The following is a 15,989-nucleotide window of genomic DNA, read 5'->3' on the forward strand; positions in this document are numbered from 1 at the left end:
CGTTATGACCGACCGATCCACTGATCCACGTCCCGGCACCGATCCACGCCGCGTGCTCGTGCTGGGCGCCACCGTGCTCGTCGTGCTCGCGGCCCTGTTCGCGGGCTGGTACGGGGTGTCGTGGGCGGCCGCGGGCTCCGACGACGGCCTGGAGTTCGCCAGGGAGCGGGACGAGGTGGTGCTGGTGGGTCAGCAGCACGTGGTCAACCTGCTGCACCAGGACTACCGCAAGTACGACGAGATCTTCGAGCAGCTCAAGACGGCCACCACCAGCCCGCTCAGCGAGGCGCTGGCCGCGGACAAGGAAGCCACCAAGAAGTACCTCAACGACCGCAAGCTGGTCACCACGGCCAAGGCCAGGGAGAGCGCGCTGACCGAGCTGGACCTGCGCGCGGGCAAGGCGAAGATGCTGGCCATCGTGGAGCTCACCGGCAAGTCCGGCGACGAGCAGCCCCAGGTCTCCACCGGCCGGGTCGCCGTCGAGCTGACCAGGACCCCCGACGGCTGGCGGCTGTCCGCGCTGGACGCCGTTCGCCCCGCACCGGCCGTCTGAGGAGGACCGAGCAGTGCCACCGATCCGCCGCAACCGCCCCACCGGCACCCCGGCCCGCCAGCCCAAGGTCGCGGGCACCCGGGGCCGCCCGGCCACCGAGCGCTTCGAGGACCCTACCGCCGCCCCCGAGGCGGAGGACACCGCCGCGCCCGCCCCCGCAGCGCCCGCGCCCGCCGAGGACACCGCCGAGGACAATGCCACCGCGGAACTCTCCGCGCGCGGCGTGCTGGAGCCCGAGGCCCCCGCCGAGCCGGAGCCCGCCCCGGAACCCACGGCGAAACCGCGTCCCAGCGCCAAGTCCGCCAAGCCCAAGCCCGCCCCTGAGCCCCAGCCCGACCCGGAAACCAAGCCCGACCCGGAACCCGACGCCGACCCCGCCGCGCCGCGGCGCTCGGGCTGGCTGCTGCCCGCCGCGCTGGTCCTGGTCGCGGCCGTGCTCATCGTGCTGGGCGTCTGGTTCCGCGCCGAGTACCTCCAGGCGGAAAGCGGCGGCAGCAACCAGGCGCTGGTGGACAACGCGCGCACCAGCGAGGTCGTCGGCCAGGTCACCAACGCGATCCAGACCGTGCTGTCCTACAACTTCGCCGAGCCGCAGAAGAACGAGGACGCGGCCAAGGCGGTGCTGATGGGCAAGGCCACCCAGGACTACGACACCATCCTGACCGGCCTGCGCAAGACCGGGCCGGAGCAGAAGCTGGTGTACAGCACCATCGTCCGCTCCGCCGCGGTCCGGGTGCTGGAGGGCGACCGGGCCATGGTCCTGGTCTTCGCCGACCAGCACAGCGAGCGCGCCAGCGACGGCTACCGCGGCGACACCGCGCTGCAAGTCGTGGTGAACATGCAGCAGGTCGACGGCAAGTGGAAGATCACCGAGATCCAGCCCCGCTGACTACTGGGGATGCTCGGCGTTCGTCCCCTCCTTGACGGCTTCCTTGGCCGCCACCGTGCCCTTGCTGCCTGCCACCTTGCCCACGGTGCCCAGGGCGTCGGTGGCACGCTTGCCGACGTTGTTCACCGCGCCGATGCCGCTGTCCACCGCGGCCCTGGTGGCCTTGGTGGAGGCGGCCGCGCCCGCCGCGCTGTTGGAGAACTTGCGGATGAACACGCCCAGCTGCTCGATCGCCTCGGTCAGCTTGCGCAGCTTGCCGAAGATCTTGCGGGCCAGCGCGCAGGCGTCGGCGATCGCGCTGGTGATGAACGCGGCCGCGGAGGCGCCGAGGGTGAACAGCGCGGTGAGCCCGGCGGCGATCAGCTTGCCGATCCACTTGCCGACCAGCTCGGCGATCAGGTCGAAGATCAGCCCGCGCACCGAGGCCACCGCGATGCCGGAGTACTCCACCACCTTCGCCGCGGACGCCGCCTTCTCGCTGGAGGCGCGCAGCGCGCTCACGTAGGCGGTGGCGGTCTGGTGGTAGATCTGGCCGGAGGGGGTCTTGGCCATCCAGGACTGCACCGAGGTCAGCTCGCGCTCGTAGTCGCTCGCCGCGCTGTTGAGCTCGTTGGCGATGTTGGTCCAGGTGCCCTTGAGCGCCTTCACCGCGTCCGGGTCGCCGGTGACCACCTCGATGCCCTCGCGCAGGAAGTCCACGTGCTCGATCAGCCAGCCCGCGGCGGCCTTGCCCAGCTCGCCGAAGGGGTTCATCACGATGCCGAGCACGTCCAGCGCGAGCACCGCGCCGTCGGTGACCGCCTCGGTGACGCTGAAGTCGGGTTCGCCGATCCGGCCGAAGTCGCCGATGGCCTCGTTGAGGCTGTCCGCGATCCCCGCGCCCTTGAGCGTGACGTTGCCCTGGAAGAAGCCGTGCTCCGGCTTCTCCTTCTCGATCAGGTCGTTGGTCTCCGGGTTGCTGTCCGCCTTGGGGCGGGGCGCCTGGACGCTCGGCGTGGGCTGGCTCATTTTCCGATCCCCTTGAACATCTGCGCCAGAGCCGCTTCGACCTGCTCGTAGCTGGCCCGGCAGTCCTCGACGCCCTTGCCGCAGACCCCGCCGGTCTCGCTCAGCGCGGAGATCATCTGGGCCACCTGGTTGCCGAGGCCGTTGACGAAGATCTCGCCGTACGGGTAGAGCAGCACGCCCCAGGCGGCGGTGTTGCGCGAGCCGTTCGCGGCCGCGCCCGCGGCCTTGTCCACCCGCGCGGTGATGGCCTCGACCGCCTTCGCGTGCGCCTGCAGCGCGGGCAGGTCACCGTGGATGCCGGCCATCACCAGCCGTCCTCTCGCATGATCGGGCGGCCGCCCTCGTCATCGCCGTCATCCGGTCGCCGCCGGGGTGGCTTGGGCGCGTCCTCTTCTGCAGGCTCCGGCAGGTTCTCCCGGACGAAGTCCATCGCCTCGGAGTCCTCGCCGACCACGGTGGCCATGATCGCCGCGGTCTGCTGGCCCGCCCTGCCCTGCGCCTGCCGGACCGTGGCCATGATCGCCGTGGCCAGCTCCTCGTGCCCGAGCCCGCTCGCCTTGGCGGTGAGCCGGAGGTCGGTGAGCACCCCGCCGGGGTTCACCGTGACCGTCACCGCGCCGTCCCGGCTGGTGGCCGTGGCACTCGCCGTGGCCAGTGCCTCCTTGGCCTGCTCGGCGCGGGCCTGCAACGCCTCGATCCTGGCCTCCTGCGCGTCCAGCCAGGCCATCGGATCGGTGATCGGTCGGCTCATCCGGCCGCCCCTCCCTGATCGGTGCTCTTCGGTGCCACCCCCGCACCCTGCGACTCCGACGAGGCCGAGGGCAATGCGGTTCCCTCGGTGGCGGTACCTCTGGGCCGGATCCGGTAGATGGCGAAGACGGCCCCGGTGACCAGCCCGATGAGCAGCAGCCCGCCCGCGATCTGGCCGAAGCCGACCCACCAGCGGACGGCGCCGCTCGGGTCGGGGTGGTCGGCGGGCACGGTCACCCAGTCCACGCACCGCCTGCCGCAGGAGACCTTCGCCGAACGCACCTCGACCTGGCCGCTGAGCTCGCGCAGCGACTCCACCTTGGTGCGGCCGGGTGGCAGCGCGCCGTCGCGCCACCGCACCTCGGCCGGGCACTCGTAGCGGGTGAACTCCACCAGCAGGAAGTTCCGGTCGGCCCGCCGGCAGTGGTCCACGGTGGCCGTGCCGGTCGCGCGCACCTCGGTGCCGGGCCGGACCCCTGCCTGGAAGTCGACCGCGTTGAGCAGCAGGATCCCGCCGACCAGCACACCGATGCCCAGGTAGACCACGAAGGCCGCGGCCACGTGCCGGGCGAGCCGTCGCTTTCGCCCGTCCGCCCGTGGTGGCCGAGGCCCGTTCAGCATTCCCACCAGCGGGAACACCGCGAGGATGATCAGCAAGAACAGCCCGGCCAAGCCCCACAGGTCGACCTCGGCGCGCACGCTCCTGCCCGCCTTCGGGTGGTCCACCGGCACCACGGTGGTGTCCGGGCAGCCCTGGCAGGCGCTGCCCGCGCCCTCCCGGACCGGCAGCCGCCTGCCGGAGATGTCGTGCCGGGACCAGACCACGGTCTCCCGCTCCAGGCCCTGCTCCGCGCCGCTGTCCCAGCGGACCTCGGCCGGGCAGGAATACGCGGTGAGCTCGGTGACCAGCAGGCTCCGGTCCACTCGCGCGCACTGCTCGACCTGGGCCGTGCCGGTGCGCAGGTCGTCCTCGGCCGGCGCGGCGCCCCGGTGGAACTTCGCCGCGGGTCCCGCCTGGAACACCAGCACCATCAGCCAGATCAGCACACCGAGCAGCGCCGCACAGCCCAGCCGGAAGAGCACCGCTGGCGGGCGCGATGGGCGCGCCTTCGCCGGTTGGTCGGTCACGCAGGCAGCGTAGGGCCAAGCCGGATCGGCCGGATGCACTCGATCGTGCGAGTCGCCAAGCCCGGTTTGCCAGGCTGGCACAGGGCAGAATCACGCGACCCCGAACGGCCCGCCCCGTGCGCCGGTCTCCCCGCCACCGCGCTCCCCGAACCGCCCGCCTGGCCCATTTCCGCAGCTCAGTGCCCCTTTCGTCACCCCAGTGCGGAATCACCCATTCGTGTCCCCCGCCAAAGTGGCCTTGCCAACCTGGCACAGCGCAGTCTCAGGCCATGCACCCCAGCCGAGACACCCGCCGCACCCACCCGCACCCCACCGGCGCGGGCCCCGCAACCGCCAGACCCCCGCCCCGCTACGACAAGTGGGTGAGTTCCTCGCGGTCGTGCCTGGTAGCACCAGCTCGGATTTGTGAAGTCCCGATCGGTCACGAAATGCTAACGGTGGCTGTGGCATAGTCGTCGCCCATGCGTGACTCCGAGCCCGACGGGATCACCGAGCTGACCGAGGAGCAGTTGGCGTTCCTCGCCGAGCTGCCCTCGGAGCGCAGACACGAACTGCTCGGCTGGTGGCACGCCCGGCGGGCGGCCCTGGTGGCGCTGCGCGAGGACGGCAGACGCTTCGCCGACCGGCTGGACGAACTGGTCGGCGAGATGCAGGCGGAGCTGGGCGATCAGCCCAACGAGGACGCCAAGGAGTCCTTCACCGACCTGCTCACCGGACTGGCGCTGATCGCCGAGTCGGGCCGGGCCTTCGCCAGGGACGACGTGGACAGCGCCGTGGAGCTCAGCTCAGTCGCCGGTGACTACATGCGCAGGGCAGGGGAGGACTGATCACAACGCGGGAGTAGGCAGGCCGATGAAGCTCAAGGAGTACCTGCGCGGTCTCGACCGGACGGCGCTGGTGCGGTTGTTCGAGCTCCGGCCGGACGTCCTGGTCGAACCCGCGCCCCGGTACTGGGATGGCCTGGCCAAGGCACTGTCCACCCGCACCTCGCTGGAGCTGGCCCTGCACGAGCTGGACCAGGACGCGCTGTCGGTCACCCAGGCCATCCAGGTGCTCGGTCCCTCGGCCACCCCGGCCGAAGTAGCCGGCACCCTCGCCTCACCCCGGCCGCTGGTCACCGCCGCACTGGCCCGCCTCACCGAGCTCGCCCTGGTCTGGCCGACCGCCGAGGGCCGGCTGGCCTGCCCACCCCGGCTGGCCACCTGGTGGACCGCCCCGCTCGGCCTCGGCGCCCCGCTCGCCGACCTGCTCACCCCCTACCCGCTGGCCGAGGTCCGCGCGCTGACCGCCCGGCACGGCCTGCCGGCCGAGGGCACCAGGGCCGCCCTGACCCGCAGGCTCGCCGACCACCTCGGTGACCGGTCCCGCCTCACCCGTCTGCTGGCCGACCTGCCCCGCCCGGCCGCCAAGCTGCTCACCGGCCTGCTCGCCGACCACCCCCGCGTCACCCTCACCGACGGTGAGCTGACCGACGAGGACCTGGCCGCCACCGTGGCCCCGCTGCTCGAGCTCGGGTTGCTGCTGCGCCGGGGCAAGTCCGCGGCCGAGGTCCCGCGCGAGGTCGGCTTCGCCCTGCCCGAGCACCGCCGCCGCTTCCGCCTGACCGGCCCGCCCCGTCCGGCCACCAGCCCGGCCAGCCCGGAGCTCGCGCGCAGCCAGGCCGCCGTGGCCGCCGCCGAGGCGGTCCGCCTCACCACCACCCTGCTGGAGCACGCCGAGGCCGAGCCCATCCCCGCGCTGCTCTCCGGCGGCATCGGCACCAGGGAGCTGCGCCGCCTGGCCAAGTCCTTCGGCTGCCCACCGGAACACGCCGCCCTGTGGCTGGACCTGGCCTACGCCGCCGACCTGCTCGGCCACCACCGCGCAGGCCACCACCTGGACAGCTACGCCCCCACCGCCGCCTACGACGACTGGCGCACCCAGCCCGCCGCGCACCGCTGGACCACCCTGGTCCGCACCTGGCTGACCCTGCCCGAGGCCCCCACCCACCGCCAGACCCCCGACGGCCGCACCATCCCGCCCACGGTGCCCAACCCCGGCCCCGCCAAGGCCCAGCGCCACGCCATCCTCACCGCCCACGCCGGCCTCGCCCCGGAGCAACGAGCCGCCGACCCCGCCATCCTGGCCCAGCTCGCCTGGCACGTCCCCCTGCTCATCACCACCGACCACACCAGGGCCCTGGCCCAAGCCACCCTCACCGAAGCCCGCCTGCTGGGCCTGCTCTCCGAAGACCAGCTCACCGAAGCCGGCCACGCCCTCCTGGCCGCCACCACGCGCCACCCACACCCCCAGCCCACCGCCCCGGGAACAACCCACGCCCGCACAGCCGAGAAACCGGCGGCCCCCGCACCCGCCGCTTCCCCGCCGCTCCGCGCCGCCTCGCTCGAAGGCGAGCGCACGGAAGCCGTCGGGCCGCCCGTCACCCGCACGCCCAGCCCGGATCCCGAAGCCGCCCTGCTCGCCGCCGCCACCGCCCTGCTCCCCGCCACCGTCGGCACCGCCCGCCTCCAGTCCGACCTCACCGCCATCGTCACCGGCGACCCGGCCCAGCACCTGGTCCGGCTGCTCGACACCGTCGCCGACCTGGAGACCAACAGCGCGGCCCGGGTCTGGCGGTTCTCCGCGGCCAGCATCCGGCGCGCCCTGGACACCGGCGCCACCGCCGACGGGCTGCTCGCCGACCTGGCCGAGGTGGCCGACGGCGGCGTGCCCCAGCCGCTGGCGTACCTGGTCCGGGACGTGGCGCGGCGGCACGGGTCGATCAGGGTGGTGGACGCCGGGTGCGTGATCCACACCGCGGATGGGATCCAGGCGCTGGAGATCATGAACTCGCGGCCTGCCGAGCGGCTGGGGTTGCGGCAGGTGGCGCCGACCGTGCTGGTCAGCCCGCGGCCGCGGCCGGAGAGCCTGGCCCAGCTGCGGCGGGCCGGGTTCACCCCGGTCGGCGAGGACGCCACCGGCAACGAGGTGCCCGAGGCGCAGGAACCCCGGCGCGGACGGGCGCAGCCCGCGCCCTGGCGGCCCGAGGACCACGCCGCCACCCCGGCCGCGCTGGCCGAAGCCCTCGCCGAAGCGCCCGTGGTGGACGGGCCCCTGGACCCGGACCGCCACCTGCGGTACCAGGCGCCGGACCTGCCCGAGCCCGACCGGGGCTGGCTGGCCGCGGCCATCAGCACCGGCGGGCCGGTGGAGATCTCCTACCGGAGCCCGGACGGGCCTGCCAGCCCGCGGGTGGTCAGCGATCTGACGCTGGAGCACGGCGTCCTGCTCGCCTGGTGCCACCGGCACGAGACCGAGGCGCAGTTCCTCGTGGAGCGCATCGCCTGGGCCCGGCCCATCTCCGGGCCGGTGGCCGCTGGACGGCCGCGTTGACCTGCGGCGATGGGGTGAGGGCTGGCAATTGCCCCTAGTCAAGCGCCAGTTGGCGCATGGCCGAGGGGCCGGGAAACCGGTATCCTTGATCAAGTTCACTGGGCAGGGTTTCCGCGGTCGGGGACAGCGCAGGACCGGCCGCGTGGGTTCGCTGGGAGTTGCCGTTCGGCGACGCGGAGTGCGCGTTCTCCGAACCGGTGGCGCTGGTGACCGGGGCCGGCTGGGGTCCGGGTCACAAATCGATCAAGGTCTGGGCTGCTGACCGGGTCGGGGTCACCCAGTCGAGGGTGCGACGAGCGGTCGCTGGCGGCGGGTGGAGAGTCCTCCCCGTGACGTCAGGACGCAGCGTGACCAGGGGAATTCGTGCGGTGAGCGGTCGTTCTGGTCGGCAAGCGGACCAGTGTGACGTTCCCCAACCCCTCTCGGCAAGGCCGGAATCGGGTATAGAAAACCCGCTCTTCGGGTACTTCTCCACAGGATGACCTGGTCAAACGGTTACGTGAGGTGAGTTGGCCCTGCGCCAACGGAGTGATCACCGCGTGGCATCTTGACTGCGGGCTGCGGTGGGTTCACTCTGTCCGTAAGCACGAGTTCGGGTGTCCAGTCTGGACCCCGCTCGACAGCCGCCGTCTGTGTGGCTAGACTGCCACTTTGCGCTGTCCATTTTCTGTTCACCCTGCCCAGGGTCCCGAGATGATGGCCGCGCCGCACCCTTGACAACTGCACCGGCGCGCAAGCTCCGGGGCAGCTTCCAGCCAGCAACAGTCCCTGGAAGGACGCATCTTGGCAGTCTCCCGCGCGACCAAGGCCACTGCTGCGACCAACTCCACGTCGGGGATCCCTGGGGCGCCGAAGAGGGTTTCGTTCGCGAAGATCCGCGAACCACTCACGGTGCCCGATCTGCTCGACCTGCAGATTCAGTCCTTCGAATGGCTCGTCGGCGCCGACGAGTGGTTCCAGCGCCGTATCGATGCCGGCGATGAGGATCCGATTGGCGGCCTCGCTGAGGTCCTCAACGAGATCTCGCCGATCGAGGACTTCTCGGGATCCATGTCCCTCTCCTTCTCCGACCCGCGCTTCGACGAGGTCAAGGCCTCCGTCGAGGAGTGCAAGGACAAGGACATGACGTACGCGGCCCCGCTGTTCGTCACCGCGGAGTTCACCAACCACAACACCGGCGAGATCAAGAGCCAGACGGTGTTCATGGGTGACTTCCCCGTGATGACCGACAAGGGCACGTACATCATCAACGGCACCGAACGAGTCGTGGTGTCGCAGTTGGTGCGGTCCCCGGGTGTCTACTTCGACACTTCTGTCGACAAGACCACCGACAAGGACGTGTTCAGCGTCCGCATCATTCCGAGCCGGGGCGCCTGGCTGGAGTTCGACGTCGACAAGCGCGACACCGTCGGTGTCCGCATCGACCGCAAGCGCCGTCAGCCCGTCACCGTGCTGCTGAAGGCCTTCGGCTGGACCGCCGAGCAGATCCGCGAGCGGTTCGGTTTCAGCGAGACCCTCATGGCCACGCTGGAGAAGGACCACACCGCGGGCCAGGACGAGGCGCTGCTCGACATCTACCGCAAGCTGCGCCCTGGCGAGCCGCCGACCAAGGAGAGCGCGCAGACCCTGCTGGAGAACCTGTTCTTCAAGGAGAAGCGCTACGACCTGGCCAAGGTCGGCCGGTACAAGGTGAACAAGAAGCTGGGCCTGGACCAGCCGTTCACCACCGGTGTGCTCACCGAGGACGACATCGTCACCGCGATCGAGTACCTGGTGCGCCTGCACGCGGGTGAGACGTCCATGACCGCCCCCGGCGGTGTGGAGGTCCCGGTCGAGGTCGACGACATCGACCACTTCGGCAACCGGCGCCTGCGCACGGTCGGCGAGCTGATCCAGAACCAGATCCGGGTCGGCCTCTCCCGCATGGAGCGCGTGGTCCGCGAGCGGATGACCACTCAGGACGTCGAGGCGATCACGCCGCAGACCCTGATCAACATCCGCCCGGTGGTGGCCGCGATCAAGGAGTTCTTCGGAACCTCCCAGCTGTCGCAGTTCATGGACCAGACCAACCCGCTGGCCGGCCTGACGCACAAGCGGCGTCTGTCCGCGCTCGGCCCGGGTGGTCTCTCCCGTGAGCGGGCCGGCCTCGAGGTGCGCGACGTGCACCCCTCGCACTACGGCCGCATGTGCCCGATCGAGACGCCGGAAGGCCCGAACATCGGCCTGATCGGCTCGCTGTCCTCCTTCGGCCGGGTCAACCCGTTCGGTTTCATCGAGACCCCGTACCGCAAGGTCCGCGAGGGCCGGGTCACCGACGAGATCGACTACCTGACCGCGGACGAGGAAGACCGGTACGTGAAGGCCCAGGCCAACACGCCGATCGACGCGGACGGGAACTTCCTCGAGGACAAGGTCATGGTTCGCCGTAAGGGCGGCGAGCTGGACCTGATCCCGCCGAACGAGGTCGACTACATGGACATCTCGCCTCGGCAGATGGTGTCCGTGGCGACCGCGATGGTGCCCTTCCTCGAGCACGACGACGCCAACCGCGCGCTCATGGGCGCGAACATGCAGCGTCAGGCCGTGCCGCTGCTCCGCTCCGAGTCGCCGCTGGTCGGCACCGGTATGGAGCTGCGCGCCGCGGTGGACGCCGGCGATGTGGTGGTGGTCAGCAAGGCCGGTGTGGTCGAGGAGCTGTGCTCCGACTACATCACCGTGATGGCCGACGACGGCACCCGCCAGACCTACCGGCTGCACAAGTTCCGCCGCTCCAACCAGGGCACCTGCATCAACCAGAAGCCGATCGTCAACGAGGGCGACCGGGTCGAGGTCGGGCAGGTCATCGCGGATGGCCCGTGCACCCAGAACGGCGAGATGGCGCTGGGCAAGAACCTGCTCGTGGCGATCATGCCGTGGGAGGGTCACAACTACGAGGACGCGATCATCCTGTCGCAGCGCCTCGTGCAGGACGACGTCCTGACCTCGATCCACATCGAGGAGCACGAGATCGACGCCCGCGACACCAAGCTGGGCGCCGAGGAGATCACCCGGGACATCCCGAACGTCTCCGAGGAGGTCCTGGCCGACCTGGACGAGCGTGGCATCATCCGGATCGGCGCCGAGGTCCGCGACGGCGACATCCTGGTCGGCAAGGTCACGCCCAAGGGCGAGACCGAGCTGACCCCCGAGGAGCGCCTGCTCCGCGCGATCTTCGGTGAGAAGGCGCGCGAGGTGCGCGACACCTCGCTGAAGGTGCCGCACGGTGAGACCGGCAAGGTCATCGGCATCCGGGTGTTCTCCCGCGAGGACGACGACGAGCTGCCCCCGGGCGTGAACGAGCTGGTCCGGGTCTACGTGGCGCAGAAGCGCAAGATCCAGGACGGCGACAAGCTCGCCGGCCGGCACGGCAACAAGGGCGTCATCGGCAAGATCCTGCCGGTCGAGGACATGCCGTTCATGGAGGACGGCACCCCGGTCGACATCGTGCTGAACACCCACGGTGTGCCCCGTCGTATGAACATCGGCCAGATCTTGGAGACCCACCTCGGGTGGATCGCCAAGCAGGGCTGGAGCATCGACGGGAACCCGGAGTGGGCCGCCAAGCTGCCCGAGGAGCTCTTCCAGGCCGACCCCGGCACGAACACCGCAACCCCGGTGTTCGACGGCGCCCGCGAGGACGAGATCACCGGTCTGCTCGGCTCGACCATGCCCAACCGCGATGGTGAGCGGATGGTCAAGGGCGACGGCAAGGCCCAGCTGTTCGACGGCCGCAGCGGCGAGCCGTACCCGTACCCGACCTCGGTCGGCTACATGTACATCCTCAAGCTGCTGCACCTGGTCGACGACAAGATCCACGCCCGGTCCACCGGCCCGTACTCGATGATCACCCAGCAGCCGCTCGGTGGTAAGGCGCAGTTCGGTGGCCAGCGCTTCGGCGAGATGGAGTGCTGGGCCATGCAGGCCTACGGCGCTGCCTACACGCTGCAGGAACTGCTCACGATCAAGTCTGATGACGTGATCGGCCGCGTGAAGGTCTACGAGGCCATCGTCAAGGGCGAGAACATCCCCGAACCCGGTATCCCGGAGTCGTTCAAGGTGCTGCTCAAGGAGCTGCAGTCGCTGTGCCTCAACGTCGAGGTGCTCTCCAGCGACGGCGCTGCCATCGAGATGCGCGACGGCGACGATGAGGACCTGGAGCGCGCGGCCGCGAACCTGGGCATCAACTTGTCCCGGTCCGAGTCGCCTTCGGTCGACGACATCGTCAACTGACCTCGCCGCCGGCGTGGGACGGGCTGATCGCAAGCCCAGCCCGTCCCACCCCGGCCCGACTCAGCCTCTGAACCCGAACTATCAAGGGGAAGAACCGACGTGCTAGACGTCAACTTCTTCGACGAGCTCCGCATCGGACTGGCTACCGCGGACGACATCCGGCAGTGGTCCTTCGGCGAGGTCAAGAAGCCTGAAACCATCAACTACCGCACCCTGAAGCCCGAGAAGGACGGACTCTTCTGCGAGAAGATCTTCGGTCCTACCCGGGACTGGGAGTGCTACTGCGGTAAGTACAAGCGCGTCCGCTTCAAGGGCATCATCTGCGAGCGCTGTGGCGTCGAGGTCACTCGCGCCAAGGTGCGCCGCGAGCGGATGGGCCACATCGAGCTGGCCGCCGCGGTCACGCACATCTGGTACTTCAAGGGCGTCCCGAGCCGGTTGGGCTATCTGCTCGACCTGGCCCCCAAGGACCTCGAAAAGATCATCTACTTCGCCGCCTACGTGATCACGTCGGTGAACAAGGAGATGCGGCACAACGACCAGGCGACCCTGGAGAACGAGATCCAGGTCGAGCGCAAGCGCATGGAAGACAAGCGCGACGCCGACCTGGAGGCCCGCGCGCAGAAGCTGGAGGCCGACCTCGCCGAACTTGAGGCCGAGGGCGCCAAGAGCGATGTGCGCCGCAAGGTCAAGGAGGGCGGCGAGCGTGAGATGCGCCAGCTCCGGGACCGGGCCGGGCGCGAGATCGACCGCCTCGACGAGATCTGGGACACCTTCGTCAAGCTGGACGTCCAGCAGCTGATCGCGGACGAGATGCTCTACCGCGAGCTGATCGACCGCTACGGCGAGTACTTCACCGGCGGCATGGGCGCGGAGGCCATCCAGCAGCTGCTGGGCACCTTCGACGTCGACGCCGAGGCCGACAAGCTGCGCGAGACCATTCGCAGCGGCAAGGGCCAGAAGAAGCTGCGCGCGCTCAAGCGGCTCAAGGTGGTGGCCGCGTTCCAGGCCACCCGGAACAACCCGCAGGGCATGGTGCTGGACTGCGTGCCGGTCATCCCGCCGGACCTGCGTCCGATGGTGCAGCTCGACGGTGGCCGTTTCGCCACCTCCGACCTGAACGACCTGTACCGCCGCGTGATCAACCGCAACAACCGCCTCAAGCGACTGATCGACCTCGGCGCGCCCGAGATCATCGTCAACAACGAGAAGCGGATGCTGCAGGAGGCCGTCGACGCGCTGTTCGACAACGGCCGCCGTGGCCGGCCGGTGACCGGGCCGGGCAACCGCCCGCTCAAGTCGCTGTCCGACCTGCTCAAGGGCAAGCAGGGCCGGTTCCGTCAGAACCTGCTCGGCAAGCGTGTCGACTACTCCGGCCGTTCGGTCATCGTGGTCGGCCCGCAGCTGAAGCTGCACCAGTGCGGCCTGCCCAAGCAGATGGCGCTGGAGCTGTTCAAGCCCTTCGTGATGAAGCGGCTGGTCGACCTGAACCACGCGCAGAACATCAAGTCCGCCAAGCGGATGGTCGAGCGTCAGCGGCCGCAGGTGTGGGACGTCCTCGAAGAGGTCATCACCGAGCACCCCGTGCTGCTGAACCGCGCGCCCACGCTGCACCGGCTGGGCATCCAGGCCTTCGAGCCGCAGCTGGTCGAGGGCAAGGCCATCCAGCTGCACCCGCTGGTGTGCGAGGCGTTCAACGCGGACTTCGACGGCGACCAGATGGCGGTGCACCTGCCGCTGTCGGCCGAGGCCCAGGCCGAGGCCCGCATCCTGATGCTGTCCAGCAACAACATCCTCTCGCCCGCCTCCGGGCGGCCGCTGGCGATGCCGCGTCTGGACATGGTCACCGGTCTGTTCCACCTGACCAAGCTGCGCGAGGGCGCCAAGGGCGAGGGCGGCGCGTACTCGTCCCCGGCCGAGGCGATCATGGCCTACGACCTGGGTGCGCTGCACCTCCAGGCGAAGATCAAGATCCGGCTCACCGACCGGCTGCCCACCCGTGGCACCGAGCCTGAGGGCTGGGAGCCGGGTCAGGCCTGGCTGGCCGAGACCACCCTGGGCCGCGTGCTGTTCAACGACCTGCTGCCGGCGGACTACCCGTTCATCAACCGTCAGCTGCCGAAGAAGAGCCAGGCCGAGATCATCAACGACCTCGCCGAGCGGTACCCGATGGTCACCGTCGCCCAGACGCTGGACAAGCTGAAGGACGCCGGTTTCTACTGGGCCACCCGCTCCGGTGTCACCGTGGCGATCTCCGACGTGGTGGTGCCCGAGGCCAAGCAGGGTCTGCTCGACGGCTACGAGGCCAAGGCCGACCAGGTGGAGAAGCGGTACCAGCGCGGTCTGCTGTCCAAGACCGAGCGCAACAACGAGCTGGTGCAGATCTGGACCCAGGCGACGAACGAGATCGCCCAGGTCATGGAGGACAACTTCCCCGACGACAACCCGATCTCGGTGATCGTGAAGTCGGGTGCGGCAGGCAACATGACCCAGGTCCGCCAGCTGGCGGGCATGAAGGGTCTGGTCAGCAACACCAAGGGTGAGTACATCCCGCGGCCGATCAAGGCGAACTTCCGCGAGGGCTTCTCCGTGCTGGAGTACTTCATCTCCACGCACGGCGCCCGGAAGGGTCTGGCCGACACCGCGCTGCGCACCGCCGACTCGGGTTACCTGACCCGTCGTCTGGTGGACGTCTCGCAGGACGTCATCGTGCGCGAGATCGACTGTGGCACCGAGCGGGGCATCATCATGCCGCTCACCGAGCCCACGGCCGACGGCGGTTACGTCAAGCACCGCCACGTGCAGACCAGCGTGTACGCCCGTAACGCCTCCGAGGACATCTTCGACGGCGAGGGCAACCTGCTGATCGGCAAGGGCGCCGACCTCGGCGACCCGGCGATCGAGACCCTGGTCCGCGCCGGGGTGTCCAAGGTCAAGGTCCGCAGCGTGCTCACCTGTGAGTCCGCGGTCGGTGTGTGCGCGACCTGCTACGGCCGCTCGATGGCCACCGGTCAGCTGGTGGACGTCGGCGAGGCCGTCGGCATCGTGGCCGCGCAGTCCATCGGTGAGCCCGGCACCCAGCTGACGATGCGTACCTTCCACACCGGTGGTGTGGCGGGCGACGACATCACCGCTGGTCTGCCGCGTGTCCAGGAGCTGTTCGAGGCTCGCGTGCCCAAGGGCAAGGCGCCCATCGCCGACGCCGACGGCCGCGTGCAGATCGAAGAGGGCGACCGGTTCCGCAAGATCACCATCGTGCCGGACGACGGTGGTGAGGAGATCGTCTACGACAAGCTGTCCAAGCGGCAGTGGCTCGCGACGATCAGCGTGGACGGCTCCGAGCGGGCGCTCCAGGACGGCGACCACGTCACCGTCGGCCAGCAGCTGCTGGAAGGTGCGGTCGACCCGCACGAGGTGTTGCGCGTCATGGGTCCCCGTGAGGCTCAGCTCCACCTGGTCCGCGAGGTGCAGAACGTGTACCGCACGCAGAGCGTGTCGATCCACGACAAGCACATCGAGACCATCGTGCGCCAGATGCTCCGCCGCGTGATCATCATCGACTCCGGTGCCACCGAGTTCCTCCCGGGCGCACCCGTCGAGCGCAGCGACTTCGAGACCCAGAACCGCCAGATGGTGGCCGAGGGCAACGAGCCGGCCTCTGGCCGTCCGGTGCTCATGGGCATCACGAAGGCCTCGCTGGCGACCGAGTCGTGGCTGTCCGCGGCCTCCTTCCAGGAGACCACGCGTGTGCTCACCGACGCCGCCATCAACGGCAAGAGCGACAGGCTGATCGGCCTGAAGGAGAACGTGATCATCGGTAAGTTGATCCCGGCTGGCACGGGCATCAACAAGTACCGCAACATCCAGGTGCAGCCGACCGAGGAGGCACGGGCCGCGGCTTACGCGATCCCGTCCTACGACGACGGCTACTACACCCCGGACGTCTTCGGCGCCGGCACGGGTGCGGCGGTGCCGCTCGACGACTACGACTTCGGCCGCGACTACCGCTGACGAAGCCAG

10 protein-coding genes are annotated in these 15,989 nt (G+C 70.0%); 6 read left to right on the forward strand and 4 right to left on the reverse strand.

What is annotated here, in order from left to right; translation table 11 throughout:
* Nucleotides 1–4 precede the first annotated feature (4 nt).
* Together M8C13_RS11630 and M8C13_RS11635 are read left to right on the forward strand one after the other, a co-directional pair.
* Complete coding sequence (locus M8C13_RS11630; RefSeq protein WP_252480535.1) at nucleotides 5–553, forward strand: hypothetical protein; 549 nt, start codon at nucleotides 5–7, stop codon at nucleotides 551–553.
* Between the two features lie 13 nt (nucleotides 554–566).
* Nucleotides 567–1,442, forward strand: a complete 876-nt coding sequence (locus tag M8C13_RS11635; protein WP_252480536.1) for a hypothetical protein — start codon at nucleotides 567–569, stop codon at nucleotides 1,440–1,442.
* On the opposite strand, the gene M8C13_RS11640 is transcribed toward M8C13_RS11635, so the two are convergent.
* From M8C13_RS11640 to M8C13_RS11655, 4 genes are read right to left on the reverse strand one after another with little or no spacing between them, the layout of a single operon-like run.
* Nucleotides 1,443–2,450 (reverse strand): hypothetical protein, encoded by a 1,008-nt coding sequence (locus M8C13_RS11640; RefSeq protein WP_252480537.1) that lies wholly within the window; start codon nucleotides 2,448–2,450, stop codon nucleotides 1,443–1,445.
* Nucleotides 2,447–2,755, reverse strand: coding sequence for a hypothetical protein (locus tag M8C13_RS11645; RefSeq protein WP_252480538.1), 309 nt, complete (start codon nucleotides 2,753–2,755; stop codon nucleotides 2,447–2,449). Before M8C13_RS11645 ends, M8C13_RS11640 begins: the two co-directional genes overlap by 4 nt.
* Nucleotides 2,755–3,201, reverse strand: a complete 447-nt coding sequence (locus M8C13_RS11650; RefSeq protein WP_252480539.1) for a YbaB/EbfC family nucleoid-associated protein — start codon at nucleotides 3,199–3,201, stop codon at nucleotides 2,755–2,757. The genes M8C13_RS11645 and M8C13_RS11650 overlap by 1 nt, the downstream gene beginning before the upstream one ends.
* Nucleotides 3,198–4,328 carry a DUF6346 domain-containing protein gene (locus M8C13_RS11655; protein WP_252480540.1) on the reverse strand — a complete coding sequence of 377 codons (1,131 nt, stop codon included), beginning with the start codon at nucleotides 4,326–4,328 and terminating at the stop codon, nucleotides 3,198–3,200. The genes M8C13_RS11650 and M8C13_RS11655 overlap by 4 nt, the downstream gene beginning before the upstream one ends.
* Nucleotides 4,329–4,789: 461 nt before the next feature.
* Between M8C13_RS11655 and M8C13_RS11660 the strand changes: the two genes are divergently transcribed.
* The 4 genes from M8C13_RS11660 to M8C13_RS11675 all read left to right on the forward strand — a co-directional run bounded on the left by M8C13_RS11660 (nucleotide 4,790) and on the right by M8C13_RS11675 (nucleotide 15,980).
* The gene (locus M8C13_RS11660) at nucleotides 4,790–5,155 is read left to right on the forward strand and encodes a hypothetical protein (RefSeq protein ID WP_252480541.1); all 366 of its coding nucleotides are present in this window, start codon (nucleotides 4,790–4,792) and stop codon (nucleotides 5,153–5,155) included.
* Nucleotides 5,156–5,180: 25 nt separating this feature from the next.
* Entirely contained in the window at nucleotides 5,181–7,700 is a 2,520-nt protein-coding gene (locus tag M8C13_RS45055) for a helicase-associated domain-containing protein (protein WP_305883948.1), read from the forward strand.
* 783 nt (nucleotides 7,701–8,483) lie between these two features.
* On the forward strand, nucleotides 8,484–11,969 hold the full coding sequence (rpoB, locus tag M8C13_RS11670) for a DNA-directed RNA polymerase subunit beta (RefSeq protein ID WP_252480542.1): 3,486 nt from the start codon (nucleotides 8,484–8,486) through the stop codon (nucleotides 11,967–11,969).
* A 99-nt stretch (nucleotides 11,970–12,068) separates the two neighbouring features.
* Nucleotides 12,069–15,980, forward strand: coding sequence for a DNA-directed RNA polymerase subunit beta' (locus M8C13_RS11675; RefSeq protein ID WP_252480543.1), 3,912 nt, complete (start codon nucleotides 12,069–12,071; stop codon nucleotides 15,978–15,980).
* Nucleotides 15,981–15,989: the final 9 nt, after the last annotated feature.

Origin of the sequence: Crossiella sp. SN42 (assembly GCF_023897065.1) — a bacterium.
Taxonomy (GTDB): Bacteria; Actinomycetota; Actinomycetes; order Mycobacteriales; family Pseudonocardiaceae; genus Crossiella.